This window comes from Streptosporangium sp. NPDC000095, from assembly GCF_042899335.1.
Lineage (GTDB): Bacteria > Actinomycetota > Actinomycetes > Streptosporangiales > Streptosporangiaceae > Streptosporangium.
In genome coordinates this window covers 313,754-339,130 of record NZ_JBIAZS010000004.1, presented here as the reverse complement: position 1 = coordinate 339,130, position 25,377 = coordinate 313,754, and the positions used below count along the sequence as shown (strand labels likewise).

28 protein-coding genes are annotated in these 25,377 nt (G+C 68.1%); 13 read left to right on the top strand and 15 right to left on the bottom strand.

The window, feature by feature from the left end; all coding sequences use genetic code 11:
- Positions 1 to 30: 30 nt before the first annotated feature.
- Positions 31 to 1,671, bottom strand: coding sequence for an acyl-CoA carboxylase subunit beta (locus ACFY3V_RS12350; protein ID WP_389772674.1), 1,641 nt, complete (start codon positions 1,669 to 1,671; stop codon positions 31 to 33).
- Positions 1,672 to 1,783: 112 nt separating this feature from the next.
- Positions 1,784 to 2,293, bottom strand: a complete 510-nt coding sequence (locus ACFY3V_RS12345; RefSeq protein WP_389772671.1) for a carboxymuconolactone decarboxylase family protein — start codon at positions 2,291 to 2,293, stop codon at positions 1,784 to 1,786.
- A 311-nt stretch (positions 2,294 to 2,604) separates the two neighbouring features.
- Between ACFY3V_RS12345 and sigJ the strand changes: the two genes are divergently transcribed.
- The 4 genes from sigJ to ACFY3V_RS12325 all read left to right on the top strand — a co-directional run bounded on the left by sigJ (position 2,605) and on the right by ACFY3V_RS12325 (position 7,298).
- Positions 2,605 to 3,549 carry an RNA polymerase sigma factor SigJ gene (gene sigJ / locus ACFY3V_RS12340; protein WP_389772668.1) on the top strand — a complete coding sequence of 315 codons (945 nt, stop codon included), beginning with the start codon at positions 2,605 to 2,607 and terminating at the stop codon, positions 3,547 to 3,549.
- Between the two features lie 55 nt (positions 3,550 to 3,604).
- The gene (locus tag ACFY3V_RS12335) at positions 3,605 to 3,958 is read left to right on the top strand and encodes a hypothetical protein (protein ID WP_389772664.1); all 354 of its coding nucleotides are present in this window, start codon (positions 3,605 to 3,607) and stop codon (positions 3,956 to 3,958) included.
- 231 nt (positions 3,959 to 4,189) lie between these two features.
- Entirely contained in the window at positions 4,190 to 6,949 is a 2,760-nt protein-coding gene (locus tag ACFY3V_RS12330) for a M14 family zinc carboxypeptidase (RefSeq protein ID WP_389772662.1), read from the top strand.
- 154 nt (positions 6,950 to 7,103) lie between these two features.
- Positions 7,104 to 7,298: a hypothetical protein gene (locus ACFY3V_RS12325; protein ID WP_350943992.1), complete on the top strand. Its 195-nt coding sequence runs from the start codon at positions 7,104 to 7,106 to the stop codon at positions 7,296 to 7,298.
- A 129-nt stretch (positions 7,299 to 7,427) separates the two neighbouring features.
- Here ACFY3V_RS12325 and ACFY3V_RS12320 read toward each other — a convergent pair whose 3' ends face one another.
- The 3 genes from ACFY3V_RS12320 to ACFY3V_RS12310 all read right to left on the bottom strand — a co-directional run bounded on the left by ACFY3V_RS12320 (position 7,428) and on the right by ACFY3V_RS12310 (position 9,270).
- Complete coding sequence (locus tag ACFY3V_RS12320) at positions 7,428 to 7,973, bottom strand: hypothetical protein (protein ID WP_389772658.1); 546 nt, start codon at positions 7,971 to 7,973, stop codon at positions 7,428 to 7,430.
- A 243-nt stretch (positions 7,974 to 8,216) separates the two neighbouring features.
- Positions 8,217 to 8,414: a DUF397 domain-containing protein gene (locus ACFY3V_RS12315; RefSeq protein ID WP_362900768.1), complete on the bottom strand. Its 198-nt coding sequence runs from the start codon at positions 8,412 to 8,414 to the stop codon at positions 8,217 to 8,219.
- Positions 8,415 to 8,421: 7 nt separating this feature from the next.
- Positions 8,422 to 9,270, bottom strand: coding sequence for a helix-turn-helix transcriptional regulator (locus ACFY3V_RS12310; protein WP_362900770.1), 849 nt, complete (start codon positions 9,268 to 9,270; stop codon positions 8,422 to 8,424).
- Between the two features lie 262 nt (positions 9,271 to 9,532).
- On the opposite strand from ACFY3V_RS12310, the gene ACFY3V_RS12305 reads away from it, so the two are divergent.
- Positions 9,533 to 9,946: an ATP-binding protein gene (locus ACFY3V_RS12305; protein ID WP_389772654.1), complete on the top strand. Its 414-nt coding sequence runs from the start codon at positions 9,533 to 9,535 to the stop codon at positions 9,944 to 9,946.
- Positions 9,943 to 10,179 carry a hypothetical protein gene (locus ACFY3V_RS12300; RefSeq protein WP_362900774.1) on the top strand — a complete coding sequence of 79 codons (237 nt, stop codon included), beginning with the start codon at positions 9,943 to 9,945 and terminating at the stop codon, positions 10,177 to 10,179. Before ACFY3V_RS12305 ends, ACFY3V_RS12300 begins: the two co-directional genes overlap by 4 nt.
- A gap of 87 nt (positions 10,180 to 10,266) precedes the next feature.
- Here the strand turns inward: ACFY3V_RS12300 and ACFY3V_RS12295 are convergent, their stop codons facing one another.
- The 4 genes from ACFY3V_RS12295 to ACFY3V_RS12280 all read right to left on the bottom strand — a co-directional run bounded on the left by ACFY3V_RS12295 (position 10,267) and on the right by ACFY3V_RS12280 (position 12,117).
- The gene (locus tag ACFY3V_RS12295) at positions 10,267 to 10,761 is read right to left on the bottom strand and encodes a GNAT family N-acetyltransferase (protein ID WP_362900776.1); all 495 of its coding nucleotides are present in this window, start codon (positions 10,759 to 10,761) and stop codon (positions 10,267 to 10,269) included.
- A 3-nt stretch (positions 10,762 to 10,764) separates the two neighbouring features.
- On the bottom strand, positions 10,765 to 11,076 hold the full coding sequence (locus ACFY3V_RS12290) for a DUF1778 domain-containing protein (RefSeq protein WP_350943985.1): 312 nt from the start codon (positions 11,074 to 11,076) through the stop codon (positions 10,765 to 10,767).
- Positions 11,077 to 11,287: 211 nt separating this feature from the next.
- Positions 11,288 to 11,905: a hypothetical protein gene (locus tag ACFY3V_RS12285; protein WP_389772650.1), complete on the bottom strand. Its 618-nt coding sequence runs from the start codon at positions 11,903 to 11,905 to the stop codon at positions 11,288 to 11,290.
- An 11-nt stretch (positions 11,906 to 11,916) separates the two neighbouring features.
- Positions 11,917 to 12,117 carry a hypothetical protein gene (locus ACFY3V_RS12280; protein ID WP_362900780.1) on the bottom strand — a complete coding sequence of 67 codons (201 nt, stop codon included), beginning with the start codon at positions 12,115 to 12,117 and terminating at the stop codon, positions 11,917 to 11,919.
- Between the two features lie 157 nt (positions 12,118 to 12,274).
- Here ACFY3V_RS12280 and ACFY3V_RS12275 point away from each other — a divergent pair, with 157 nt between their 5' ends.
- Positions 12,275 to 12,808, top strand: a complete 534-nt coding sequence (locus ACFY3V_RS12275; RefSeq protein WP_389772647.1) for a hypothetical protein — start codon at positions 12,275 to 12,277, stop codon at positions 12,806 to 12,808.
- Between the two features lie 77 nt (positions 12,809 to 12,885).
- On the opposite strand, the gene ACFY3V_RS12270 is transcribed toward ACFY3V_RS12275, so the two are convergent.
- Positions 12,886 to 13,197, bottom strand: a complete 312-nt coding sequence (locus ACFY3V_RS12270) for a hypothetical protein (RefSeq protein WP_362900784.1) — start codon at positions 13,195 to 13,197, stop codon at positions 12,886 to 12,888.
- A 321-nt stretch (positions 13,198 to 13,518) separates the two neighbouring features.
- On the opposite strand from ACFY3V_RS12270, the gene ACFY3V_RS12265 reads away from it, so the two are divergent.
- Positions 13,519 to 14,094, top strand: a complete 576-nt coding sequence (locus tag ACFY3V_RS12265) for a hypothetical protein (RefSeq protein ID WP_389772642.1) — start codon at positions 13,519 to 13,521, stop codon at positions 14,092 to 14,094.
- Positions 14,095 to 14,302: 208 nt separating this feature from the next.
- Here the strand turns inward: ACFY3V_RS12265 and ACFY3V_RS12260 are convergent, their stop codons facing one another.
- Positions 14,303 to 16,246, bottom strand: coding sequence for a primary-amine oxidase (locus tag ACFY3V_RS12260; protein ID WP_362900788.1), 1,944 nt, complete (start codon positions 16,244 to 16,246; stop codon positions 14,303 to 14,305).
- 832 nt (positions 16,247 to 17,078) lie between these two features.
- Complete coding sequence (locus ACFY3V_RS12255) at positions 17,079 to 17,567, bottom strand: ArsI/CadI family heavy metal resistance metalloenzyme (RefSeq protein ID WP_362900790.1); 489 nt, start codon at positions 17,565 to 17,567, stop codon at positions 17,079 to 17,081.
- A 125-nt stretch (positions 17,568 to 17,692) separates the two neighbouring features.
- On the opposite strand from ACFY3V_RS12255, the gene ACFY3V_RS12250 reads away from it, so the two are divergent.
- From ACFY3V_RS12250 to ACFY3V_RS12235, 4 genes are read left to right on the top strand one after another with little or no spacing between them, the layout of a single operon-like run.
- A complete protein-coding gene (locus ACFY3V_RS12250) occupies positions 17,693 to 18,076 on the top strand; it encodes a metalloregulator ArsR/SmtB family transcription factor (RefSeq protein WP_362900792.1) in 384 nt (127 codons plus the stop codon).
- On the top strand, positions 18,073 to 19,155 hold the full coding sequence (gene arsB, locus ACFY3V_RS12245; RefSeq protein WP_389772637.1) for an ACR3 family arsenite efflux transporter: 1,083 nt from the start codon (positions 18,073 to 18,075) through the stop codon (positions 19,153 to 19,155). Before ACFY3V_RS12250 ends, arsB begins: the two co-directional genes overlap by 4 nt.
- A gap of 9 nt (positions 19,156 to 19,164) precedes the next feature.
- Positions 19,165 to 19,581: an arsenate reductase ArsC gene (locus ACFY3V_RS12240; protein ID WP_362900796.1), complete on the top strand. Its 417-nt coding sequence runs from the start codon at positions 19,165 to 19,167 to the stop codon at positions 19,579 to 19,581.
- 29 nt (positions 19,582 to 19,610) lie between these two features.
- Positions 19,611 to 20,105 (top strand): GNAT family N-acetyltransferase, encoded by a 495-nt coding sequence (locus ACFY3V_RS12235; RefSeq protein WP_389772634.1) that lies wholly within the window; start codon positions 19,611 to 19,613, stop codon positions 20,103 to 20,105.
- A 42-nt stretch (positions 20,106 to 20,147) separates the two neighbouring features.
- Here ACFY3V_RS12235 and ACFY3V_RS12230 read toward each other — a convergent pair whose 3' ends face one another.
- Together ACFY3V_RS12230 and ACFY3V_RS12225 are read right to left on the bottom strand one after the other, a co-directional pair.
- Entirely contained in the window at positions 20,148 to 22,793 is a 2,646-nt protein-coding gene (locus ACFY3V_RS12230) for a PQQ-binding-like beta-propeller repeat protein (protein WP_389772631.1), read from the bottom strand.
- Positions 22,754 to 23,602 carry a hypothetical protein gene (locus tag ACFY3V_RS12225; protein WP_389772628.1) on the bottom strand — a complete coding sequence of 283 codons (849 nt, stop codon included), beginning with the start codon at positions 23,600 to 23,602 and terminating at the stop codon, positions 22,754 to 22,756. Before ACFY3V_RS12225 ends, ACFY3V_RS12230 begins: the two co-directional genes overlap by 40 nt.
- 272 nt (positions 23,603 to 23,874) lie before the next feature.
- Between ACFY3V_RS12225 and ACFY3V_RS12220 the strand changes: the two genes are divergently transcribed.
- The gene (locus ACFY3V_RS12220; protein WP_389772625.1) at positions 23,875 to 24,831 is read left to right on the top strand and encodes a TIGR01777 family oxidoreductase; all 957 of its coding nucleotides are present in this window, start codon (positions 23,875 to 23,877) and stop codon (positions 24,829 to 24,831) included.
- A 182-nt stretch (positions 24,832 to 25,013) separates the two neighbouring features.
- Here ACFY3V_RS12220 and ACFY3V_RS12215 read toward each other — a convergent pair whose 3' ends face one another.
- Positions 25,014 to 25,310 (bottom strand): hypothetical protein, encoded by a 297-nt coding sequence (locus ACFY3V_RS12215; protein WP_389772622.1) that lies wholly within the window; start codon positions 25,308 to 25,310, stop codon positions 25,014 to 25,016.
- Positions 25,311 to 25,377: the final 67 nt, after the last annotated feature.

Genomic DNA, 25,377 nt, shown 5'->3' with positions numbered 1-25,377 from the left:
GCGTGGTCATGGGCATGGGCGTGGTCACGATCACATCCGGAAGACGCCGAAGCCCGAGGGCCGCGGGGCGGTGGTGTTGCCGGCCGCCGCGCCGTGGAAGGCGGCGCCGCCGGTGGTGTCGCCGACGGCGGCGTTGTCGATGGCGGACAGGCACAGGCCGAGGACCGTCCGGGTGTCGCGGGGGTCGATCACGCCGTCGTCGTAGAGGCGGCCCGACAGGAAGAACGGCAGTGACTCGGCCTCGATCTGCGCCTCGACCAGCTGTCGCATCGCCGCGTCGCCCTCCTCGTCGTAGACCTGTCCTCGCGCCTGCGCGGCGGCCCGGCCGACGATGGACAGCACCCCGGCGAGCTGGGCGGGACCCATCACGGCCGACTTGGCACTGGGCCAGGCGAACAGGAAGCGGGGATCGTAGGCCCTGCCGCACATCCCGTAGTTGCCCGCGCCGTAGGAGGCGCCCATCACGATCGTGATGTGCGGGACGGACGAGTTGGACACCGCGTTGATCATCATCGCGCCGTGCTTGATGATGCCGCCCTGCTCGTAGTCCTTGCCGACCATGTAGCCGGTGGTGTTCTGCAGGAAGACCAGCGGGACGCGGACCTGGTTGGCGAGCTGGATGAACTGCGCCGCCTTCTGCGCCTCCTCGCTGAACAGCACGCCGCGGGCGTTGGCCAGGATCCCGATCGGATGGCCGTGCAGGCGGGCCCACCCGGTCACCAGGCTTCCGCCGTACAGGGGCTTGAACTCGTCGAACTCGCTGCCGTCCACCACCCGCGCGATCACCTCGCGCGGGTCGAACGGGATCTTCAGGTCCTCCGGCACGATGCCCAGCAGTTCGTCCTCGTCGTACAGGGGGTCACGCACGACGCCGGGGGAGCGGCCGGGCCGGCGCCGGTTCAGGCTTTTGATGATTCGCCGTCCGATCCGCAACGCGTCGTGCTCGTCGGCGGCGAGGTAGTCGGCCAGGCCGCTGACGCGGGCGTGCATCTCGGCGCCGCCCAGCGACTCGTCGTCGGACTCCTCCCCGGTGGCCATCTTGACCAGCGGCGGCCCGCCGAGGAAGACCTTCGCGCCCTCCTTGACCATGACCACGTGGTCGCTCATCCCCGGCACGTACGCCCCACCGGCCGTGGAGTTGCCGAAGACCAGGGCGATCGTGGGAATCCCGGCCGCCGACAGGCGGGTCAGGTCGCGGAAGATCCGGCCGCCGGGGATGAAGATCTCCTTCTGGGTCGGCAGGTCGGCACCGCCGGACTCCACCAGGTTGATCAGCGGCAGCCGGTTCTCGAAGGCGATGTCGGCCGCCCTGAGCGTCTTGCGCAGCGTCCACGGGTTGGACGAGCCGCCCCGCACGGTCGGGTCGTTGGCGACGATCACGCACTCGACGCCCTCCACCACCCCGATCCCGGTGACCACACTCGCCCCCACCGGGAAGTCGCTGCCCCAGGCCGCGAGCGGTGAGAGCTCCAGGAACGCCGAGTCGGGGTCGACGAGCAGCTCGATCCGCTCCCTGGCGAGGAGCTTGCCTCGCGCGCGATGCCGGTCGACGTACTTTTCGCCGCCGCCCGCCACGGCCTTGGCGTGCTCGGCGTCGAGTTCCGCCAGCTTGGCGAGCATCGCCTCACGCCGCGCCCGGTAGTCGTCACCCGTGGTGTCCAGGCGGCTCATGACTCCGCTCCCTCGCTTGACACGAACGTCATACCCGCGCCCCTGATCACGTCAAGCAAGGTAGCCCACAACCGGTGCCCCCGCCAGGGATGGTGCTCACGTCCGAGGGATGTTACGCCCGGTAGTTCTTGCCCGGGGGCATGCCGGGGATCGGCTTGGCGATGAGGGCGACGGGGATGAAGAAGCAGATCTGGCCGATCGCGAGGATGAGCGTCCAGAGCGCCTTGTCGTCGTAGTGAGCCGACGCTCTGGCGTACAGCTCGTCGGGGACGCGCTCCCCGGACGGGTTCGGGGTGAGGACGGCCTCCACGAGTTCCAGCGCGACCCGTTCGGCGTCGGTGAAGTAGAGGGCGTCCCGCCATGACGCCACGGCGGTGATGCGCTCCTCCGTCTCACCGGCCTTGCGGAGATTGTCGGTTTGTCGGATCGCGTGGTAGGTGCTGCCGACGATCTGCCCGGCGCGGAGCTGTACCAGGCCGACGGTGATCTGCGGAATCGCACCGTTCTGGACGGCCTTGATCATGGCTCCGGCGATCGACATCACCTCGGGAAAGAACTGGGAGGGATCGGGCAGACGCGACCTGAGGTCGTCCTGCTCGGTACTGCTGGGGGTGGACGTCACGATGTCTTCCTCTCGATGTCAGCGGTGTTTCCGAAGCTCACGCCCCGGCGGCGGGCCGTCCTCGACCCCGTGGAGGACGGCCCGTCTTCCGAGGTGAGACTTCCGACGGTGACCCGCGTCCCGGGTCGGGGTGCGGAGTTCTCCAGCGTTCTTTAGCGGTCTCCCGCGTGCTGGACGGTGTCCGGGAACTCCGACGACACAACCGCCGAGAATGTGAGGCGACGCGACCGGCCTCACAGTTCGGCGCGCTGTCTCGTCGATCCGGTGAGCGCAGCCACACCAGCAACCACACCGAGGGAGCCGACGACACCATGACCGTCCCGCCCGAGCCAGGAGACGACCGGACCGATCCGAGCCTGAGCGCGGTCATGAGCGAGCGGCGTCAGCTGATCAATCTCGCCTACCGGCTCCTCGGCTCCCTGGCCGACGCCGAGGACGTCGTGCAGGAGACCTACGCCCGCTGGTACGCCATGTCGCGGCGACAGCGGGAGGCCATCGAGTCGCCCGGCGCCTGGCTGACGACGGTCGCCGGCCGCGTCTGCCTCGACCTGCTCGGTTCGGCACGTGCCCGGCGGGAGCGCTACGTGGGCGAGTGGATCCCCGAGCCGCTGCCGGACCGTACGGAGCTGCTCGGCGGGCGGCCGGGCGGCGCCGTGACCGACCTGACCGACCCCGCCGATCGGGTCACTCTCGACGAGTCGGTCAACATGGCCTTCCTCGTCGTGCTCGAATCGATGACCCCGGCCGAACGCGTCGCGTTCGTCCTGCACGACGTCTTCCGTTACTCCTTCGCCGAGGTGGCCGAGATCGTCGGCCGTACCCCGGCGGCCTGCCGCCAGCTGGCCTCCTCGGCCCGCCGCCGCATCCGCGCCGCACAGGTCCCCGCGACCCCGGCGGCCCGGCGCGCCGACGTCGTCAGGGACTTCAAGCGGGCGTGGGAGGCCAAGGACATCGACGCTCTCATCGGACTTCTCGACCCCAAGGTGACGATGGTCTCCGACGGGGGCGGTGTCGTCAGCGCCCTGCTCCGCCCGATCGAGGGCGGCGAGCAGATCGCGCGCTACGCGATGGCGATCGCCGACCTGGCGCCCGGGATGACGATCCTGGAGCGAACGGTCAACGGTCAGCCCGGTCTGGTCGCTCAGCGCGATGGCGTCACCGAGGCGGTGATGGCGTTCGAGGTCGCGGGTGATCGGGTCACCCGGATCTGGGCCGTACGCAACCCCGAGAAGCTCCGGCCCTGGACGACGGCATAGCAGGCACGCCGCCGTCGCCGTCTTCCTCCGTCCCGCAGCCGTCAAGGAGTCATCCGTGTTCTTGCGTGTCGTGATCGCTCTGCAAACCCTGGTCGTCTTCACCGCGCCGATCACCGCGGGCCTGTTGCTGTCCTCGCCCGGCGGACGGGCGTTGCACAGCGCTTCGGCGTACAGCGTGTTCACCGTGGCGGTGGTGCACCTGGCCACCGCGATCCTGTTGTGGCGTCCGGGCGGCGGCTCACCCAGGCCCATCCTGTACGCGGCCGTGTTCCTGGGACTCACGCTGGCGCAGGTGGCGCTGGGCATCGCGGGGATGACGACCCTGCACCTCCCGTTGGGGGTGCTGCTGTTCGGCATGAGCGTCCTTCACCTCAGCCGAGTCCTGACCGTCCAACGCACTCCGGTATAGCTGATTCGGCCACTCGCCAATGCCCCCACCTGGAGAAACGACAAATCACGACAATTCGCATGGTGTTGTGAAGTTTCCTTCCCCCTTGTCCGGTTTGCTGCTTTCTAATACTGTTCGCCGTGAATTCATCCTTTCCTGGCCGGGGCTCTCCCCAGAGTCACCCCCCGCCCCCTGTCTGGAGTTGAAATGCGGTTTCGCACGACGACGTGCAGAAAATCCCCCTATGGGAAGGTGCTAGGTGTCGCGGTCCTCGTATCGGCCGTGCTCGCCCTGACACCGACCTCCTCGGCGCAGGCCGGTCCAGCCGGCGACAAGTGCAGCACCGACCCCACCGCCCACGCGGCCGACGTGCCGAGCCCCGAGCAGTTCTTCGGCTTCCCACTGGGCCAGGGACAGCCCAGGGTCCTCACGACAGAAGAGATCAACAATTATCTGAAGGCCGTGGGAAGCGCCTCCAAGCGCGTGGTCACGGGAACGATGGCGCACAGCGTCTCCGGCCAGGAACTGCCCTACGCCATCGTGTCGGACCAGCACCACATGGTTCCCGGCCAGCTGAAGAAGATCGCCGATCAGGTCGGTTCGCTGCGTGACCCGCGCTCGCTGAAGGCCGACAAGGCGGCGCGGATCGCCAAGGACTCTCCCGCCATCGTCTGGATCACGGGCAACGTGCACGGCGGCGAGAAGAGCGGCGCGGACGCCGCGCTCAGGACCCTGTACGAACTCGCGAGCGGCCTGTCCTGCGACGTCGCCAAGCGCAACGACAACCTCGTCACGGTCATCGTGCCGACCCAGAACCCGGACGGCCGCGACGCGAACCGCCGCCAGAACAACTACGGCTTCGACCTGAACCGGGACTGGTTCGCCCGCACCCAGCCGGAGACCGACGCCAAGATCGAGATGCTGCGGAAATACCCGCCACAGGTCTTCGTCGACGCGCACGAGATGGGCGGCCGGCAGTACTTCTTCCCGCCCAACGCCGACCCGATCCACCACGAGATCGCCGACCAGCCGGTGAACTGGATCAACCGTATCGGAGCGGCGAACGGCGAGGGCTTCGGCTACAACGGCGCCTGCCGCCCCGGCGTCACCACCGAGTGCTACTTCAACTACTCGACGTACGACCTGTTCTACATGGGCTACGGCGACACCGTGCCGGCCGCGGGCTTCGGCGCCGCCGGCATGACGTACGAGAAGGGCAGCGCCTCGGCCGTGGAGGACCGGGTGCAGCAGCAGTTCAACACCCAGTGGGCCACGACCGGCTGGGCCGCCGACAACAAGAATGAGGTCCTCAACGGCTACTACTCGATCTGGCGGACCGCGATCGAGGAAGGGGCGGCCGGCACCCTTCAGCCGAACGAGGTCGTCCAGCCGACCAACACGGTCCAGTTCCCGGTGCCCGACATCAAGATCCGCTCGTACTTCCTGCTGCCCGACCGGCAGATCGGCGACGTGCGCCGGCTGGTCGAGCGGCTGCGCGACATGGACGTCGAGGTCTACCGGCTGAAGAACCCCGTCACGGTGCCCAGCGCCAAGATTCTCGGCGGCCGGAGCGCCGCCAACCTCACGGTTCCCAAGGGCGCCTACTGGATCCCGATGAACCAGCCGCAGAAGCACTGGATCCAGGCGCTCATCGGCGAGAACCCCTACGCCCCGTTCCCGTACTTCTACGACGTCTCCTCGTGGAGCAACCCGCTGCTGATGGGGGTCGACACGATCTACACCGGGGACGAGCTGTCACCCAAGGTCGACCTCGTCAAGGACATCGAGGGCGGGATCGCCTCCTCGGCTCCGCCGAAGGGCTCCTACTCCTACCCGCTGGACTCGGCCGCGGCCTCCGAGCTCACCTTCAAGCTGCTCGCCTCGGGCGTGCCGCTCTCGCGTGACCTGACGAGCGGTGTGGTCAGCCTGCCCGCGGGCGCGCTCACCCCGAACACGCTGGACAAGCTCGCCAAGTCGCTCGGCGTCACCGTCACGGGCGGTTCGGCGGCGGCCTCCGGCAGCCCGCTGCGCACCCCGGACGTCGGCCTGTTCGCCGGAACCGGCATCAGCACGACCTCCGGGTCGTACGGCGAGACCCGCTACGTGCTCGGCAACCGCTGGGGCCTGGACCTCAAGCCGGTGACCACGGCCGACATCAACGACAACACCCCGGCCTTCACCGAGCGGACCGTCGTGCTCGTGCCCGACGGAAGCAGTTCCACGGGCGGCCTGACCGCCACGGGCCAGGCCAACCTCAAGCAGTGGGTGGCCGCGGGCGGCACCTACATCGGACTGCGCAACGAGGGCACCCGGGTCGCCCGTGCCGCGGGTCTGACCTCCACGACCGAGAAGCCCAAGCCGACCGGTTACCAGGTCATCGGATCGCACTTCCGAGTGGACGTGGCGAGCGACAACCCGGTGGCGCTCGGCCGTCCCCTGGAGGACTTCCAGTTCAACAACGGTGACCCCATCCTGAACCCGAGCACCACCGGCAGGAACGTCCTCACCTACCCGTCCGACGACAGGTTCTGGTCCAACGGCTACACGGTGGGGTCCGACGCGCTCAAGGGCACGGCCGCCATCGTCGACGAGCCGACCGGTGCCGGACGCGCCGTCCTCTTCGCCTACAACCCGCTGTTCAGGGCGTACAACGAGAACGGTATCCACCTCGTCGCGAACGCCCTGCTGTACCAGGGGGCAACGCCCGCCGCCCAGCAGCGGACCCTGCGTGCGGAGCCCTCGCGCAGCGCCGCGGAGCAGGCGGAGGAACTGCCCAACCTGGGCGGGGAGTGGCGGCCGATCACCATCGAGGTGGCCGACGCCGACCTCGCGCGGGCACAGGCGGTGATCGAGAAGTACACCGACACGGCACAGACGGCGTCCGCCGCGGGCTCGACGTACATCACGATCCCCAACCCCGACGGCCTGACGGCCGACGAGCACCCGTACGTTCGCGACCTGATCCGTGATCTGGACGGCGCGGGCATTCCGCTCCGCTCCGTCGTCGCCTGATCCCGGTATCCGTCTCATGGAACACGGCGGGCCCGGCCGGATTCGTCCGGCCGGGCCCGCCGTCGTGCGTCCGTGTGAGTAAGGAAGGCCGACGCGCCAAGATGTCTGCCCGATGGGGCGCATGTTCCACCGGAGCGGGGGAAGCGGCAGACGCATGGATGAGAAAGACGAAGCGTCGAAGGCCGCCACCGGACTCTCCATGGGCATCGCCGTCGGCGTCGCCATCGGTGCCGCCCTGGGAGTGGCACTCGGCAACCTGGCCATGGGCATGGGTATCGGTATCGCCGTCGGCGCCGGTTTGGGAGTGGCCTTCACGACCGGCAAGAAGAACAACGAGGGCAAGGGGTGAACAACCAGCGCGTACGCCACGTGAGGGAAACCATGGCCCCTCGGATCGGGTGACGCCGCTCGCGCCCTGTGAGACGACAGGCCGCGCGGCGGCCTGGGTTCGGCAGGTGGCGCCGTTGGATTTTTGTGGTCAGCGGGACAACTTGCGGCGGGCCCTGTCCGATACCACTTGGAGGACCTTGGCATCGCTCTGAGGGGTGGGCCATATCTGAAGGTGAAACGAGTCGATGATCACCGTGGAACGCAGGTCGAAGGCCTGGTCCATGTTGCGGGCGTGGTAGCGCAGCCGGTACCAGCCGGCCTTGGACGGCAGCTGTGGCAGGGCGATGTACTTTGTGGAATCCCAGGCAATGACCGCGAGTGGGTCGAGGTCGGTTTGGAAGCTGGCCTCGACCACGTCCTCGTATTCCTCCAGCAGCGGCTCCGGGGCGTGGTGGTGCAGGGATACGGTCAAGTCGATGTTTCCCAGATAGAGGCCGGTAACGAAGTGGGCTCCTCCTCGTACAGTTCGCAGGATGCCCGCGTTCGACAGTCCAGGTGCTTTCGGCTCTGGGTGCACGGTTCGATACGTGTTGCCGTCGAACAGGTAGAACTGCGCGTAGTTCACGGGGAACTCAGCACGGATGAGGGTGTTCTCGGAGTCTCCGGAGACGACGGTCTCAACCGTTGAGCTCACGCTGTTCCTTTCAGTGTCAGGTAACGCGGCGGGTCCCGGGGTTCGATGTTCCGAACCCCGGGACCCGGTTTCATGTCGGTCTATCAGGTGGGATCCGCCAGGAATAGCGATTCATTGCTACTGGTGCCGTTTGAGTCGGCCAGCACGCCCTCGATCTCGACCAGCCACCGACCGGGCTACTCGCCGAAGCGAAAGCCCTGGCCCGGCGACTGGTCACGGTCATGCCCGTATAGCCGGTGCCCGTCAGCCGAACTCGCCGTTCCTGATGCCGCTGATGAAGGCGGTCCACTCCGAGGTGGTGAAGATCAGGCTCGGTTTGTCGGGGGTCTTCGAATCACGTATCGCGACGATGCCGGGAAGGTTGCGGGCGACTTCCACGCAGTTGTTGTTGTCGCCTTGGCTGAGGGTGCTCTTGTGCCATTCGGCGCTAGACAGATCCATTGGTGTCTCACAACCGGTCGATGAGTTCGGACAGATATGCGATCGAGGCGTCAGCTCCAAGTGCGTCGGCGACGAGGCGCTGCATCATCAGGTTATAGCGTTCGAGCTGTTTGGGCTCTTCAAGGTAGAGATTGTCTGTCGGTGTTTCAATATAGACAACGTTCTGATCAGTGAAATCAGGGAATTCCAGAATAACAAAATGGCCCGACATGCCGACATGCAGGCCTGCCGACATCGGCATGACCTGAATGGTCACGTGCTCAAGCGGATGGGTGTTGATCAACTTGCGAAGTTGGTCGCGCATGACCTCCGTGTCACCTACCGGCCGTAGCAGGGCTGCCTCATCGATGATCGCCCGGTATCGGGGCGGGTTCGGACGCCGCAGAATCTCCTGTCGGCGCATCCGAGCTTCCACGCGCTTGTCGAGCTCGGCAGGATCATAAGACAGGGAGGCTCGGATCAGTTCGGCTGTATACGCGGAGGTTTGCAGCAAGCCAGGGATCACGAGGGGTTCGAAGGTGTCGATTGAGGATGCCTCGGCTTCGAGTCCTACGTAGGTGCCGGTGAAGACACCTTTGTACTGCTCCCACCATCCCCGCTCGCGAGCACCCCGGACGAGGTCCATGACCGCTTCCCGGTGAGCGTCCTCTGCCCTGTACAGATCAAGGATGTCTCGGATGTCGCGAGGTCGTGGCCGGGCCGTTTTGCCTGTTTCGAGACGCGAAATCGTGGCCCGTGACATGTCCAGCGCCTGAGCGACCTCCTCCATGGTCAGGCCTGCGGCCTCGCGCAAACCCCGGAGTTCGGCGGCCAGGCGCCGTCGGCGCACCGTTGGACTCTGGCCACTGTATGTCATCGGTTACCTCCAGGGCGTAGGGAAGTCGATCGTAGAGCACCTGGCACAAGGGAAGACATATCGGTCGAGTTTCAAAATGAGAGTTGCAGTATGGACTGTGCAGGCCACATCATAGGGCCGCGAGCGAACACGTTGTGTGAGGAGATCATGATTCTGCGTGACATCAGCTGTTGCCTGAGTCGGGTTCCAACCTCGTGCTTCTGAGCTCGCGTACGCCAAGTGCGGCACTCCCTCTGTCGGCCTCGCCCTCGCTGGAGCACTTATGAAGACACCTCGAAACGCCCTTGAGGCGTACTGGGATCTGCCTGCCGATCCCGAAGCGGTCGGTAAGGCGCGCGGCCTCGTGCGGGAGGCCCTCGCCGCTTGGGACATGTCCTCCGTGGCGGAGAACGTGACCATGGTCGTGTCCGAGCTGGTGAGCAACGCGATCCTGCACGGCAAGGCGCCGATCACCCTTGCCCTGTATCGGTACGGGCGGGTCGTCCGTGGGGAGGTCACCGACCACAGTGCTGTGTGGCCGAGCCCGGTCCCGGCCGGCCCGGAGGAGGAGCAGGGTCGTGGGCTGGCGATCGTCGCGGCCTACGCCGACCGGTGGGGCGTCGTACCGGCGTCGGAGGGCAGGCCGGCGGACGGCAAGACCGTCTGGTTCGTCTGCGCGGAGTGGAGGTCTCGATGAGCGGTCCGCTGCCCATCGTGGATCTGTCCGACGGGGTGCGCCTGTGTGCGGGGTGCGGCACCCACATCGTCACGCTGGCGGCGGCGGTACGTCTGATCTGGGCCGACGTCACCGACGACGTGATCCCGGCCGAGGCCGTCGAGCAGATCACCGCGCCGGTCGCCGACATCTGGGTCGACGTGCTATGCAACCCGTCCTGCCCGCCGGGCGGCCGCGAGCGGTACCCGGGCTGACTCGACGCCACCACGCCGGGCGGCCCTCCCCGTCCGGTACCGGCAGCAGGGCACCACCACCTCGTCTCTGACCAAGGGGTCAGATGTTCAGCCGCTGAGGTCGGCTTCGATGTCGCTCATCTTTCGAACCAGTCGCGTGTTCCCCGGGACACGGATGAATCCGTACTTCTCATAGAAGCGCGCCGCCTCCTCGTCGAGGGCGTCGACGACGACCAGGCGAGCCGCCACGCTCCGAGATGACTCCAGTGCCCTGCTGAGGGCGTGGACGAGCAGACGACTGCCCAGGCCGCCGCCCTGCAATGTTTTGTGGAGTGCCAGTCGCGCCAGGATGACGGCGGGAATCTGGTTCGGGCCGCCACGACCTGCCTTGGAGGGGATCTCGTCTTTCTGCAGCAGATGACCGGCAAGGGAGTAGTAGGCGACGACGTCGTGCTCTCCGTCTGCGGTCCACACGAAAGTACGGGCGGTGCGGTTCTTTTCAGCCTGCAGGGCTGATGTGCTCAACCAGAAGTTCAGCGACTCCTTCCCGCAGTCGAACGAATCCGTGCGGTGCTGCTGGTTGAGCGACTGAGGGTCGTACACCCGTTACTTCCTTTTCGGAATCTCTCGGCTCTCCCGGGCGGCACGGGTCAGCGCTTCGTTCCGCTGCGGGGGGGCGTCAAGTGAGTCGATGATCGCTTCGAAGAAGTCGGGAGGCACGACGGTGATCCGTTCATGGCGCATGACCTCTTCGGCCGCGTCGAGGGCGGCGTGGAGAACGAAGCCGGTGACGGTCTCCCGTCTGGCGTGGGCGGCCTGTTCGATCAGGTTCTTGTCTTCCGTGCTGATGCGGACTTCGAGTCGGCTTCTGGTGTCGTGCCTGGGGGAGGCGGTGTTGCCGGGCGCGGGACGGGTCATGGCTGCTGGCTCCTCCACAGCGGATGTCGGCGTTGCGCCGACGCCGGTCGGCGCCGCAGTACGCGGCGCTCTTCGACCGTAGGGAGATCACTCCCCACCGCTTAGATTCTGTACGGACAGTGTCCGTACGAATCGGCTGGATGTCAATCCGCCGACGGTGGTTCGGCCGCCATCGGTGGGGATATGCGGGGCTTTTTCCGAAGCGGGCGATCTACCCGCACACCCTGGGCAGGCCGCACACCTTCTTCGTCATCTTCTTTGCCTGGTTGACGATTTTCCTGCCCGCTCCCAGGCCGTTGCCGACGTCGGTGTAGACGAACAGCGCGGCGCCCCGGCGGGCGACGACCCCCAGCTCGGCAGGCTCACGGTCACGCTTTCCTCGCTTGTGGAAGTGGCCCGCGACAGACAGGGCCTCGTCTCCGACGCGCAATGGCTTGCCGACGTAGCCGAACCCGCTGCCGCTCTTCGTCGTCGCCCGCCTCGGGCACCTGGCCAGGTCCGCCCGGAGCTTACGGAACGCGGCCTGGGCGGACCTGGTGCTCCTGTACAGCACGAGCTGTTCGCCGCTCCCGGAGGGGGCGCTGGTCGAGTACGTGATGGTGCGCATCGCGACTCGGCCGTCGCGGGGTTTTGCCTTCGTACGACAGGGATTGAGCGCGAGCTGCCGGGACAGGCTGTTACTGATCTCCCACCACTCCTCGTCCGCGATGACCGGTCCCGCAGCCGCCGCGCGCTCGGTCAGCAGGAAGCCTTTGGGGATCTCGGTGGTGCCCGCGTGGGCCGCGCTGGTTCCGCCCATCAGCGATCCGATCACCAGTACTGTTGCCATCGCTTGGTTGATCACGACTGTTGAGACGCGGAATCTTCTCGCCGGGTTACCCCGCCTCCCTGTAACAAGCTGGTCACAGGAGGAGACTCCTGCAACTCGCCCCTGGTGAGGGTGGCCCCGGCGCGATCTCGCACTTCGGCCGGGCGCACCGTCACCGCCGTCAGCGGCCCGAGCGCGTCGGTGACCACGAACCGTTTACCGATGATGCTCATGGAGTGTTACGTGAATTTGACGAGCTTTCGTCTCGTGATAGTGCTGGCTCTGTCCATCTCCATGACCTCTGGCTGCGGCGCTCGGCAATCTCCGGCTAGGGGAAATGGGCAGACAACCGGAACGACATACCGCATAGACACATCGGTGCTTCGGGCGATGATTGTCGACTACGACCACAAGAGTTCACCCGAGGAGCTGGTTAAGTCCAGAGATCATGAAGCCATCGTCATCGGAAGTGTCGAGGGGTTCGAACAGGGGCGAGACATATATGACATCGAAGGTGACCCCTATCCGGACAAGCGTGTGGTCATGCACGTTCGCGTCGACTCCACCGTAAAGGACAACGGGATTGTCAGTGGCGGTCGCGTCTATGTCGACCTGGACCAGGGGGGCTTGTATCACGATGGAACGCCCAGCAGGTCTCTTGACGATTTCCGAAAGGCCATACCCGCCGGTGTGAGAGTGATGCTCTTCCTCTTCTCGGATCGGCGAACGGCCTTACGGATCGAAGGGGCCGAGAACGGTCTGCCGAGCGGTGCCGTTCTGGCAACCCCGGATGCCCAGGGGATGGTCTTCGACGACGGCTCGAAGCTCGTGGGCGGACAAGAAGACCTGGAAGGCGAGTGGAAGGCGATGGGGAGCATCGACGAAGTCGCCCTCCGGGTGAAGAAGGCGCTGGGCGTCGAATGACCTGATGACCCACCGCCGGAGTCCGGACCACAGGGGAAACCTCGGGCCGCGGTCGTCGCCGAGGGCGACGTGTTCGGCTACATCGCCGGTGGCAGGGGGATGGTGTAGAGGGCTCTCTTCTCGCTCAGCCATTGGTGGTCGATGAACCGGCCGCTCATGCGTCCGGTGAGGAAGAGGTAGGTCTCCAGGCAGACCCGTCCGTGGTGTTCGGGTTCGACGACCCAGGATCCGGAGCGCACGACTTCGGGGGACTCGGGGCAGCCGACTTCTCGGAGGTAGGGCTCGACCATGGAGCCGGGTTCGGTGATGACCTCTCCGTACCAGCGTTGGGTCGCCCAGCCGGTCGTGGTGCCGTCGCCGTGGAGGAGGTCGTAGACGTAGGCGTTCACGGTGCGGATCTGGAGGAAGCACAGGCCCGCGTCCGCCGGATTTCCGAGCCGGTGGCCTCCACGTCGCGGGGTGTGGACCGTACAAAAGGCCGGTGGCCTTGGATCTGGTCCTCCCTTTGACCGGGGGAGATCAGTCGCTGAGGTCGGCTTCGATGTCGCTCATCTTTCGAACCAGTCGCGTGTTTCCCGGGACTCTGCTACCGCCGACTCGCCAAATGAGTCACCGTCTTAGTGTTGTTTTTAGTCTGGAAACTACGGACGAGCCCCTAGTGGCCGCAAAATGACAGTGTTGTCGTCTTAGCTCTGACAAGGAGCTTGGTTATGCGCTCAGCACTTCCACGCACGCTGATGGCGGCAGCCATCGCCCTCGCAGCGGTACTCCTCCCGGCCGAGCCCGCGTCCGCGGGAATCTGGCAGCTCTCCGACGGCTTCGAACCGGCGTCGAACCCGGCCGCCCGGTGGACGTTCACCGACCAGGGCGACTGCGACACCCCATACTTCCAGAGCGTCGGGATCGCCTCGCCCCGTACCGGCACCGGCATGGCCGGCTTGCGCGTCAGCAACACCGGCGGGTGGTGCGCGATCGGCCGGACCATCTTCCTCACCCCGGTGCCCGCCCACCCCGGCGCCCGCTGTACCGCGGGCGTCTGGCTGGACCTGCGCAACGCCGCGGCAACCTTCAACCTGGAGGTCATCAACCCGGCCGACTGGACCTACATCGCCCTGAAGACGGTACCGGTGGACCAGACGGTGGACCCAGGCTGGCGCCTGCACACGGTGAGCTGGACCGCGCAGCGCTCCGATGTCGTGCTGCGGCTGACCGTGGCAAAGGCCTTCAACCACCAGTTCGCCCCACGCGCCGAACTCGACGACGTCGTCGTCCAGTGCGCCTACTGACTGCTCTGACTCAGTGAAAGTGGCACGCGTCCAGCTCGAAAGCCCTCGGCCGTGCCACCTTCATTGAGCCGGGACACAGTGGTGTGCCCCTGGTCTTGTGGAGGCGGGTTCTTGGATTCTTGTGCCACTCGTTGAGAGGAGATTGGCATGGGGGCCCCGAGCACCGCCGAAAGCAGCACCCGGCCACCACCTGCTCCGTCTGCGCCTCTCAGGCGCCGTGGTGACAGGGTCCGCCGTGGTGCCTGGCCGTGTCGGCGGGCACGTTCAGTGTGGGGTTGCGGTCGAAGAACCCATAGGGCGTCAACGAGAATCTGGCATGGTCGACCGGCATCACCGGCCAGTCCTCAGGTCGCGGGAAGTGGGTCACGCCGAAGGTGTGCCACAGCACGATGTCTTCACCGTCCAGGGGGCGGTCGCCCGCGACATACGCCGGTAGGCCGTCGCCGCCCGGGTTCTGGTTGACGAACTCGCCTGCCGGATATCGCTCTTCGGACGCGTAGCGGGTGATCCACAGTTCTCGGGTGGTGAACGCCGCCCGGGCGGCGATTGAGGAGGAGGGGTCGGCCAGCAGGGTCGGGTTCTGCTCGGTGCGCAGGACGTAGCCGGTCGGCTGGCCGAGCCGGTTGGTGCGCTCGGTGCTCACGATGTGCCAGGTCCGCCCGACCGAGGCGTCCGCGCTGCGTACCCCCTGGGCCTCGCTGGCGATCCGGGTCCGGGTGTAGCTGAAGGCGTTGCCGTACGGGTTTTCCGACGAGAGCGGTACCCGGGCCGCGTCGACCTCGTCGACCGCGTTACAGACGCCATCGACCATCATGTCGAGGCGGGCGCTGAACAGGTGCTGGTGGAACGGGGCGCCCAGGCCTGGCGCTACCTCGCCGGCGTAGGGCCATTCTCGTAGCCCGCGGTAGGCCGTGGTGAACAGGATGCCGGTGAGCTTGGCCTCGCACTCGATCCTGCCGTCGAGGTAGAGGTACCAGAAAAAGCCGTAGTCGTAGTTGCCGACCGTGGTGAAGAAGGAGATCACCAGGCGGCGCTGGCGGCGGACCTCGGCCGAGTTGGGGGTGTAGATGTCGGTGTGCTTCCAGAGCGTGCCGTAGTCCTCCTCGTGCAGGCAGATCGCGTTGGGGATCTGCTGCACGTTGCCGAGCTCGTCGGCCAGGTCGACGTCGACGTAGTGGATCTCGCCGAGACAGTCGCAGCCGTGAGTGAGCGAGTTCGCATACCGGCCGAAGAGGTATTCGCCGGCGTCGAAGTAGTTCTGCCAGAAGCGGACCGGCGCCGGGTCGCCGTAGGGCACGACCATCTCTGCGATGGAGGCGCGATAGATGACCGGCCGCAGCTCGCCGTCGTGGTCGGGGTCGGTGTAGGCCACATGGTGGAGCACCAGGCCTTCGCGGGCGTCGAAGCCGAAGTGCAAAGACCAGTTCGCCCAGGTGATCCGATCGCCCTGGACCTGGAACGACGGCCCGTCGGGCTGGGTGATCTCGATGGGTTTCAGGGTCTCCAACGGTGCCGGGCGCCCCTGCGGCAGGTGGAACGTGCTCGGCTCCTGCGGCAGCGGGAAGATACCGATGTCGATGACCTCGGTCGCCTTCTTCTCGATCAGGTCGACGTAGGCGCTCAGCCCGTCCACCGGGTGTGCCCAGACGTGGGCGTCGGGGTCGAGCGTGGCGAAGCAGAGCACCCGGATGATCCGCCTGCCCTTCTCGCCGGGCAGGCCGAAGACGCCGGCTGACAGCGGCGCGCATCTGACCTGCTCGGTGGTCAGGTCGCGCCTGGCCAGCGCCTCGACCCAGGCCGGTTCCTGGGCGAGGATTCCCTCGACCGACATGAACTCTTCGGCCATGATCGGCATCGCGCCGCGAGAGCCGTCGACATCGACGATCGTGGCGACCGCGCCGGTGGTGAGGTCGACGCTGACGTCTCGGGCGTCGCCGGTCGTGGTGTCGAGCAGCAGTACCCGCGCCTGGCGGTCGGGCCTTGGCCCGGTGCCGGCCTGGAAGGCGAGTACCTGCTGTTTGTGTGGTTCGAGTAGGCCGATGTAGACGAAGCGGACGCTCTCGCCGGCCAGGCCGGCCTCGCGTACCAGGGTGACGGTCTGCTCGATCTCGGTCGCGGTGAGGCTGGAGACCGGGGTGGTCAGGGGGGTCATGGGGTCCTTTCTCGGGTGGGTCGGCGTCGAGCCGCTCAACGCGACGCTCTGGGCAACAGCAGCGGGATCGAAAACGACGCGACGCCGTCGCTCTGGTCAACGACGGGACTGGCACTGGTACTGGAGACATCCAACGGTCACATATACGGTTCATATGATCACTTAAAGTCACTATCCATGGTTGCGTCCTGCCGCGCAACTGGTGAAATGACCCAAACCCGCTCCGAGAAGACCCCAAACGGCGGTGTCGTTGCCGGTGCTGCCGTAGCTTCTGGGGCGGAGGGCGCTTTTCACTGCCGTGGCGCCGGTGGCAGGGCGCGTTACGGACGCGCAGAGCCCGGCCTGCGCGCGGGCCTGTTCGGCACACGGTTATGCCTCTGCTGAGGTGCGGCAAGAGGCGAGGGGGTGGACCCGCCGACGCCGGCCGGGCGCCAGCCGCTGCGCGGGCCGCCTGCGCTGACGGCTCGAACCTGCGGGTGCGCTCCTCGGGCATCGTGCACACGGTGGCGATGACGACCTGGCCGGGCGGGGGCCGGAGCAGCACCTTACGCTCAGGGCGGTTGAACCCCAGCGCCCTGAGTTCTCTCTCACGATCGAACCCCAGGCGCCGGGGCCCCGCCGGGCCCCCGTCGGGCCTGCGCCGGAGAAGCGGCGGAGTCTTTTCGCATCCGCGGTGCTTGCCCGCCGAGAAACCACTCCATCAGCGCCGGGTCGGCATCCCACCCAGATTCACATCATCCCTTCCGTTGTCGCTTTCTGCCGCGGCCGGCCGTGTGGTTCCTGGCGGGGTTGTCGCGCGTTGTGGCAGGCAGGGTGATCTCTCGGTGGTTCGTCAGCAGCAGCCGGTGCTCGCCGCGGCGCCGACCGGCTGGTCCGGGGCCTGTTCCGCAGTCGGGCCGCAGACGCACGGGGCCGCGGGGTCCTGGTCGGCGGTCGCGGACTTGCCCAGGACGTCGGCGTCGGCCTTGACCACGTACACCTCCCACGGCTCGGCGCCGGGACCGGTCACCCACACCTTGTCCTGCAGGGCGTAGCAGCAGGAGGTGTCGTTCTCCTCGAAGGTGGCGAGCCCGGCGTCCTTCAGTCGCCGGGTGGCCGCCTCCACCTGGGCGGTGTCGGTGACCTCGACGCCCAGGTGGTCCAGGCGGGTGTCGTGGCCTTCCTCACCCTCCAGGAGCACCAGCTTCAGCGGCGGCTCGGCGATGGCGAAGTTGGCGTAACCGGGGCGGCGCTTGGCGGGTTCCACGCCGAACAGCTTGGAGTAGAAGGCGATCGAGCCCTCCAGGTCGGAGACGCGCAGGGCGAGCTGGACACGGGACATGGTGGTCCTCCAGGAGGTTCCGGCGGGTGGTGGCGGTCACCACTCGCATCGCTGTTTCGATGGATATCTATTCAGCGGATGTCGCCAGCTTGCAATGTTGCTTAGAGATCTGTCAACTTAGAGCTATGTCGAAACAAGCGCTGCCGATCGTGGACCTGGCCGGGACCGACGAGGCCGGGCAGGCATGCTGCGCGCCGCTGGTGTGCGAGCCGCTGAACGCGGCCGAGGCCGAGGAGTTGGCGCCGTTGTTCAAGGCGATCGCCGACCCGGTGCGGCTGCGACTGCTGTCGCTGATCGCCTGCCACGAGGGTGGCGAGGCGTGCGTATGCGACCTGACCAGCGCGTTCGAGCTGACCGGGCCGACCATCAGCCACCACCTGAAGGTGCTGCGCCAGGCCGGGCTGATCGACTGCGAACGGCGTGGCACCTGGGTCTACTACTGGGTCAACCCGGGTGTGCTGGCGCGGCTGTCGGCGATCCTGGGACCGCGCCTGCCGGCGATGGCGTGAGCGGCGCCGCACAGGCGCCGTCCGCCCCGGCAGGGGCCGAAGTGGTGCCGGGGCGGTTGTCGACGCTGGACCGGTGGCTGCCGGTCTGGATCGCCGCCGCGATGGCCGCCGGGCTGGTGGCGGGCCGGGCAATCCCCGGTCTGGGCGCCGCTCTGGAGGTCGTGCAGGTCGACGGCATCTCGCTGCCGATCGCGCTGGGCCTGCTGGTGATGATGTATCCGGTGCTGGCCAAGGTCCGCTACGACCGGCTGGAGACGGTGACCGGTGACCGGCGGCTGCTGGCCACCTCGCTGGTGCTGAACTGGGTGGCCGGCCCCGCGCTGATGTTCGCCCTGGCCTGGCTCTTCCTGCCTGACCTGCCCGACTACCGCACCGGCCTGATCATCGTCGGGCTGGCCCGGTGCATCGCGATGGTCGTCATCTGGAACGACCTGGCCTGCGGGGACCGGGAGGCCGCCGCCGTGCTGGTCGCGATCAACAGCGCCTTCCAGGTGATCGCCTTCGCCGGGCTCGGCTGGTTCTACCTGGTCGCGCTGCCGGGCCGGCTCGGCCTGCCCGCCGCCGCGCTGGACGTGTCCACCTGGGACATCGCCCGCTCCGTGCTCATCTTCCTCGGAATCCCGCTGGCGGCCGGATACCTCACCCGCCGCCTGGGGGAGAAGACCAAGGGCCGCACCTGGTACGAGACCCGTTTCCTGCCGAAGATCGGCCCGGTGGCGCTGTGGGGTCTGCTGTTCACCATCGTGATCCTGTTCGCCCTGCAGGGCGACGCGATCACCTCCAAACCGCTCGACGTCGCGCGGATCGCGCTGCCGCTGCTGGTCTACTTCGCGCTCATGTGGGTCGGCGCCTTCGCCCTGGGCCACCTGGTCGGTCTTGGATACGCGCGCACCGCGACGCTGGCGTTCACCGCGGCGGGCAACAACTTCGAACTCGCCATCGCGGTCGCGATCGCCACTTTCGGCGTCACCTCCGGCCAGGCCCTGGCCGGGGTGGTCGGCCCGCTGATCGAGGTGCCCGTCCTGCTCGCGCTGGTCTACCTCTCCCTGGCCCTGCGCCACCGCCTCGCCCGTGCTTAAGGAGCCTTCATGTCCACCGTCCCCGAGGTTTTGTTCGTCTGCGTGCACAACGCCGGACGCTCCCAGATGGCCGCCGCCCTGCTGGAGCATTACGCCGCCGGAGGTGTCACCGTCCGATCGGCCGGATCCGCCCCCGCCGACTCCATCAACCCGGCCGTCATCGCGGTCATGGACGAACTCGGCCTGGACCTGACCCGTGCGTTCCCCAAACCGCTCACCGGCGAGGCCGTCCAGGCCGCCGACGTGGTCGTCACCATGGGTTGCGGCGACGCCTGCCCGATCTTCCCCGGCAAACGCTACCTGGACTGGCAGCTGACAGACCCGGCCGGCCAGGGCATCGAGCAGGTACGCCTCATCCGCGACGAGATCGATGCCAGGGTTCGCGCGCTGCTGGCCGAACTGGTCCCCGCCGCAGGCCGTTCGTGACCACCACTGCGGGGCCGCGCGTCACGGCCATGACCGCGAGGCATGGCGCGCAGGTGCTGGACATCTACCGACTTGGCATCGACGAAGGCCAGGCGACCTTCGAAACCGCCGTCCCGACCTGGGAGCAGTTCGTGGCGGCCAAGCTGCCCGCCCACAGTCACGTCGCCGTCGACACCGACACCGGCAGCGACCGGGACGGTGACCGGGTGCTGGGCTGGGTCGCGGCGACGGCGGTCTCCGACCGGTGCGCGTACGCCGGGGTGGTGGAGCACTCGGTCTACGTCCACCCCGAGGCCCGAGGTCGCGGTGTCGGCTCCGCGCTGCTCGCGGCGCTGATCGCCTCCACGGAGGCCGCCGGAATCTGGACGATCCAATCCGGCGTCTTCCCCGAGAACACCGCGAGTCTCGCCCTGCACGCACGCGCCGGGTTCCGGGTGATCGGCACCCGAGAGCGGATCGGACGCCACCACGGCGTCTGGCGTGACGTCGTACTGATCGAACGCCGCAGCCCGGTCATTGTCTGACACCACACCCGAGCCCGTCGGCTCGTACCGGACGTCCCGTACTCACCGGGTGCGCCGGTCGAGCTCCGCCGGGTTCGGCCCGGGGAGTCCGTCCGTGGCGCGCAGCGCGTACAGGTTGCCGTTCGAGCTGCCGACGTAGACGAGGCCGCCGGCCACGACCGGCCGGGTCTGGAAACGGCCGCCGGTCTGAAAGTGCCAGCGGGGCGCGCCGGTGGCCGCGTCCAGCGCGTGCAGCGTGCCGCCCTCGTCCTGGGCGAAGACGGTGTCCTCGTGGACCGACACCTGGGTGGTGAGCGGCCTGCTCCACCGTTCCTTCCCGGTTTCGGGATCGAGGGTGTGCAGGCTCAGGCCTGCGACGTGGACCTTCCCTCGTGACGCGGTGACGTTCCACCGGCCGCTGTCGCCCTCGGCGGCGAGTCTCCATCGTTCCCGGCCGGTGGCGGCGTCCAGCGCGTACGTGCGCCCGGCGAAGTCGCCGAGGTAGACGGTGCCGCCGATCACCACGGGGTCGTACCGGACGGCGGTGCTGACGCGGGCGCGCCACCGTGCGTTCCCGGTGACGGGGTCGAGCGCGGACACCTTCGTGCCGGTGACCACGAAGACGGCCTCCCCGGTCGCGGCCAGGTAACCGGCCGGGTCGATGTTGCCGGTGCCCACGCGGGAACGCCGGAGAAGCGTGCCCGTTTTGGCGTCGAGGGTGTACAGCATGCCTTCCCGGCTGCTCACGTGGACGGTGCCGGTGGCCACGACCATACGGCCCAGGGTGCCGGGGACGCGGAAGCGCCAGCGCCGCTTGCCGGTGGTGGCCTCCAGCGCCACGACGTGGGTGAGTCCGACGCTCGCGTACACGCCGCCGTCCTGGATGACGACGTCTTTGACGTTGAGCCGGCGGTTCCACCGCATCCGGCCGGTGGCGGTGTCGATGGCCGCAACCCCGTCGCTCCTCACGCCGTAGAGCACGCCGTCCACGAGCATGGGCGCGGCCGGCCAGGATCTCCACCGCGTCCGGCCGGTGACGGCGTCCAGGGCGTACAGACCGTCGTCGGCGCCGGCGTACACCACACCGCCGTCCACCACAGGGTCGGTGCCGATCCTTCTGTCGGAGAGGTGGGTCCACCCGCCCGTCCGCGCCGGAGGCGGGACGGGCTCCCCCGGCCGATAGCGGGCCATCAGGTTGTCACGCACCCGGGACGCGGCCAGGCGCAGCATCAGTCGCGACGGCGACGTCAGATGGACGATGACCGGGCCCACGTTGACCAGCGCCGCGCCGAAGGTTCCTCCGGGGCCGTGGGCGGTGTAGGAGAAGACGCCCTCGCCCTCGACCGTGGGGTCGTGGTCGAAGCTCTCGTGGCGCCTGGTCAGCTCGGCGGCGGCGGCGAAGAGGGCGCCGGCGTACGGGGACACCCAGCTCACGGAGAGCGAGATGACCCCGCGGTCGTCCTCGGGGGACACCCAGTCGCAGGTCACGGGCCTGGGCAACGTGAGGCGGCCCAGGGATTTGTCTCCCGGGACGTGGTGGAAGTCCCCGCCGAGGTCGCGCGAGGTGAGCAGGGAGCAGGCGTCCGGCCAATCGCCCGGCGGGACGCCGCCGAGTGCGACGGGACCGGTGGGACGTCCGTAGACGGGACGCAGGGCGGTGATGTGGGCGTCACCGTGGATGAAGGCCATGTGGGAGGTCGTCCCTACGAAGACGGTGGTGTGGGTGAGCGGCCGGTCGAGGGGGAGCGGGACGGGAGGGCCGCTGTCCTGCTCTCGCGAGTTGAGGTAACCGGGCAGCGGCCACGTGTTGTTCCAGTCGAACCCGGGGCGGTCCTCGGCGTCGGGGTGCGGGCCGATCTCCGGTGCCGGGATCTTGGCGGTGGCCCGCTCCAGGTGGGAGCGGGGCAGCGGTGTGCCGTCCCGGGTGAAGAGGAAATCGTCGCCGTCCAACGCCGCGATGACGAAGCCCTCCGACGCCTCCTTGAACCAGAGCCGGACGCCGACGCCCGGCGCGGTGCGCCAGGTGGTCACCGGACGTGTCCAGTTCCGCCGCAGCGTGCGCGGATCGAAGGAGTCGAGCCGCACGCGGCCCTGCTCGCAGCGGCTCAGCAGCAGCAGAGCCCCGGAGGTGGAATCGGTCTCTGCCTCGCAGCCCATTGCCACGGCGGCCCGCGCCCGGACGCCGCCGGTTCGCACGTCGAGCGAGAACAGCCCGGACTCCCGGTGGAAGACGACGACGCCGTACTCGGACACCTGGATCCGCGGGAAGGTGTACTCCCGTGGCCTCGACGGGGGGAGCGCGTGCCGCCACAGCGGTCCGCCGGAGGCCAGGTCGTAGCCGTACAGGGTCCGGTCCGACGATCCTTCGCGGGTCCCGGCCACGACGAGGGTGTCGGCCGTGGCCCACGCGTCGCCGAGGGAGTGGAGCGGGGTGCGAACGGTGAGCCGGATCGCGCCGGTGCCGGGATCGCGCACGGTCACCGTTCCCTCCTCCGGCGCCGCCATGATCAGATTCTCGCCGGACAGGAAGGAGAAGGAGACCTTCTCATCGGCGGGGGCCGACCACACCGTCTTCCACCCCACGAGTTCCAGCGGGGGCCGCCCGTCGTCGGCGACCGCGAGCGCGGCGGCCACCGAGAGCGCCGCCAGGACTCGGAGGCAGCGGGTGATCAGCATGTCCGGCGTTTCCCGCAGGAGACCGGCTGCCACCCTCCCTGCGAGGCCTGCCGGTAGTGGGACCGGTACCGGTCGGCCTCGCCGGTCAACCGGAACGGCCCTCCGTCCGGTCCCTTGACCACGACCTCCTCTGTACGGCCGTCCGCGAGCACCGTGACCCGCAGGTCGAACTCGTAGTACGCCTTCTTACCGGTGAAGCTCAGGCTGAGCGTGACCGGCTCATCCCGTTTCAGGTCGATCTGCTTCTTCCGGAAGTACGGGGTGTCCCCGCCGGTTGTGAACCGAGGCGCGGGACGGTCGAGGTCGGCGGCCATCTCGACGGTGCTCACCTCGCCGCCGCCGGTGATGGCGATCAGGCGGGCGCCCTCCGACACCGGCCTGCGGGCGAGGACTCGCGGCTCGATGTCCACGATGCGCAGGCTGCTGCGGTTCCCGGTCAGTGCGACGGTGACGTTCATGCTGTCGATCAGGGCCATCCGGTGGCGCGCCAGCATCGCCTCACGCTGTTTGTCCGCGTGGGCGGCGAGTATGAGTGTCCGGTCCTCGGGGGTGGTCACCGGTTCGCGCAGGACGGTGTCGCGCTCGGAGTAGTCGACGGCCACGTGGCCGACGGTGATCGGGGCGGCGCCGCGTACCTGCTCGACCGTGTCGGAGCCGTGCGCGTTGTACCACTCGGTGAACACGACGCCGAACGCGGCCAGGATCACGGCGCCGGCGATCCCCGCCAGCCACGCCAGCAGCCCTTTCGACCGGGCGGGATCGGACGCCTCGGCGTCCTCCTGCCGCTGTGCCGTGGTTTCGCGGCCGATCGATGTGCGCTTCTTCCGGCGTGCTCTGCCCATAGGAACGCGTTCCTCCACGACTGATCGTCGAGACCAGAGTAGGTACGAGCTTGCGCGAGAAGGAGTGGTTTCCGGTTATTCACGACTGTCGGCGAGCATGCCCGGCGTGTCCCGCGGATCCGCTGCCTACCCGCACGGGGGAGGAGGACCGCTCGTCCGAGCGGCCGGGGCCGGTGAGGCCGCCGCGCGTGCGCGCGGGCCGGTGGGCGACCTCTTTTGAACGCGTTCAGTGTGCCGCGCTAGGCTGGCCTCACACGTTCTGGGGAGTCCGAATGAAAATAGTGATACCCGGAGGAAGCGGTCAGGTAGGCGTGATCCTGGATCGCGCGATGACCGCCGCAGGACATGACGTCGTGGTGCTGACCAGGCGCCCGGTGCGGGAGCACGACGTGCGCTGGGACGGGGAGACGCTGGGGCCCTGGGTGCGGGAGATCGACGGCAGCGACGTCGTGGTCAACCTGGCGGGGCGCAGCGTCGACTGCCGCTACACCGCCGCCAACCTCAGGGCGATGATGGACTCGCGGGTGCACTCCACCCGGGTCGTGGGCGAGGCGATCGCCGCCGCCGCGCGGCCTCCCCGGGTCTGGTTGCAGATGAGCACCGCCACCGTCTACGCGCACCGCTTCGACGCGCCCAACGACGAGGCGACCGGCGTGATCGGCGGCGGCGAACCTGGTGTCCCGGACTACTGGGCCTACAGCGTCGAGATCGCGAAAGCCTGGGAGCGGGAGCAGGAGCGGGCAGAAACCCCGCACACGCGCAAGGTCGCCCTGCGTACCGCGATGGTGATGAGTCCCGATCGCGGCGGCGTCCTCGACGTCCTGCTGCGGATGACGCGGCTCGGCCTCGGCGGCCCGATCGCGGGCGGCGCGCAGTACATGTCCTGGATCCACGACCGTGACTTCGTCCGCGCGGTCGAGTTCCTGGCCGACCGGGACGACCTCGCCGGGCCGGTGAATCTCGCCGCCCCCGATCCGCTGCCGCAGCGCGCGTTCATGCGCGCGTTGCGCGCGGCGTGGGGGATTCGGGTCGGCCTGCCCGCGACGAGGTGGATGGCCGGGCTCGGTGCGTTCGTGCTGCGCTCGGACACCGAACTCCTGCTGAAGAGCCGCCGGGTCGTCCCCGGCCGCCTGCTCGAAGCGGGTTTCACCTTCGATCACGCTCGCTGGCCGGAGGCCGCCGACGACCTCGTGAAGCGTGTGCGAGGAGGGGATCGCGTCCCGGTGTGAGTCTCCCGGGGACGTGGGCGGGCGTTCCTCGGCTCGTGCGGAGACGCTATCCCCGAGACGACACCCCGCCGGTGTCCGAGGGAACCTCGAAGAGCGCAGGACGGTCACCTTGCTGACGGGCTAGAACGCTGGAGAGCGCCGATCCCCTGCGCGGGGATCGGCGCTCTCCAGTGTCTCAAGGATCAGGCGCGCCGCCAGCGCCAGTACGGGTCGCTGTTCTTGTACAGGCACCGGTACTTGCGGTTGGTGACCTTGGCGTACCCGTACTTTCCGCGCGCGGCCTTCGGGCAGAAGGCGCCGGGGGTGATGCACCGCCAGACCTGCTTGTCCTGCCGATACTGGCAGGCGGCGTGAGCGCCCGCGGAAACGGCGGGGGTCTGGGCGTGGAGGGTCGCCGCCGAGGCGGGCAGGGCCACGGCGGCCGGTGCGATCAGGGCGCTGCCGACCAGGGCCGCCGACACGAGGAGGTTCTTGAGCAAGGGGAGGCTCCGAGGGGAGGGGATATGTGCTCTTCCTATGACTCCTGGCAGACCCAGCTGGTTTGCC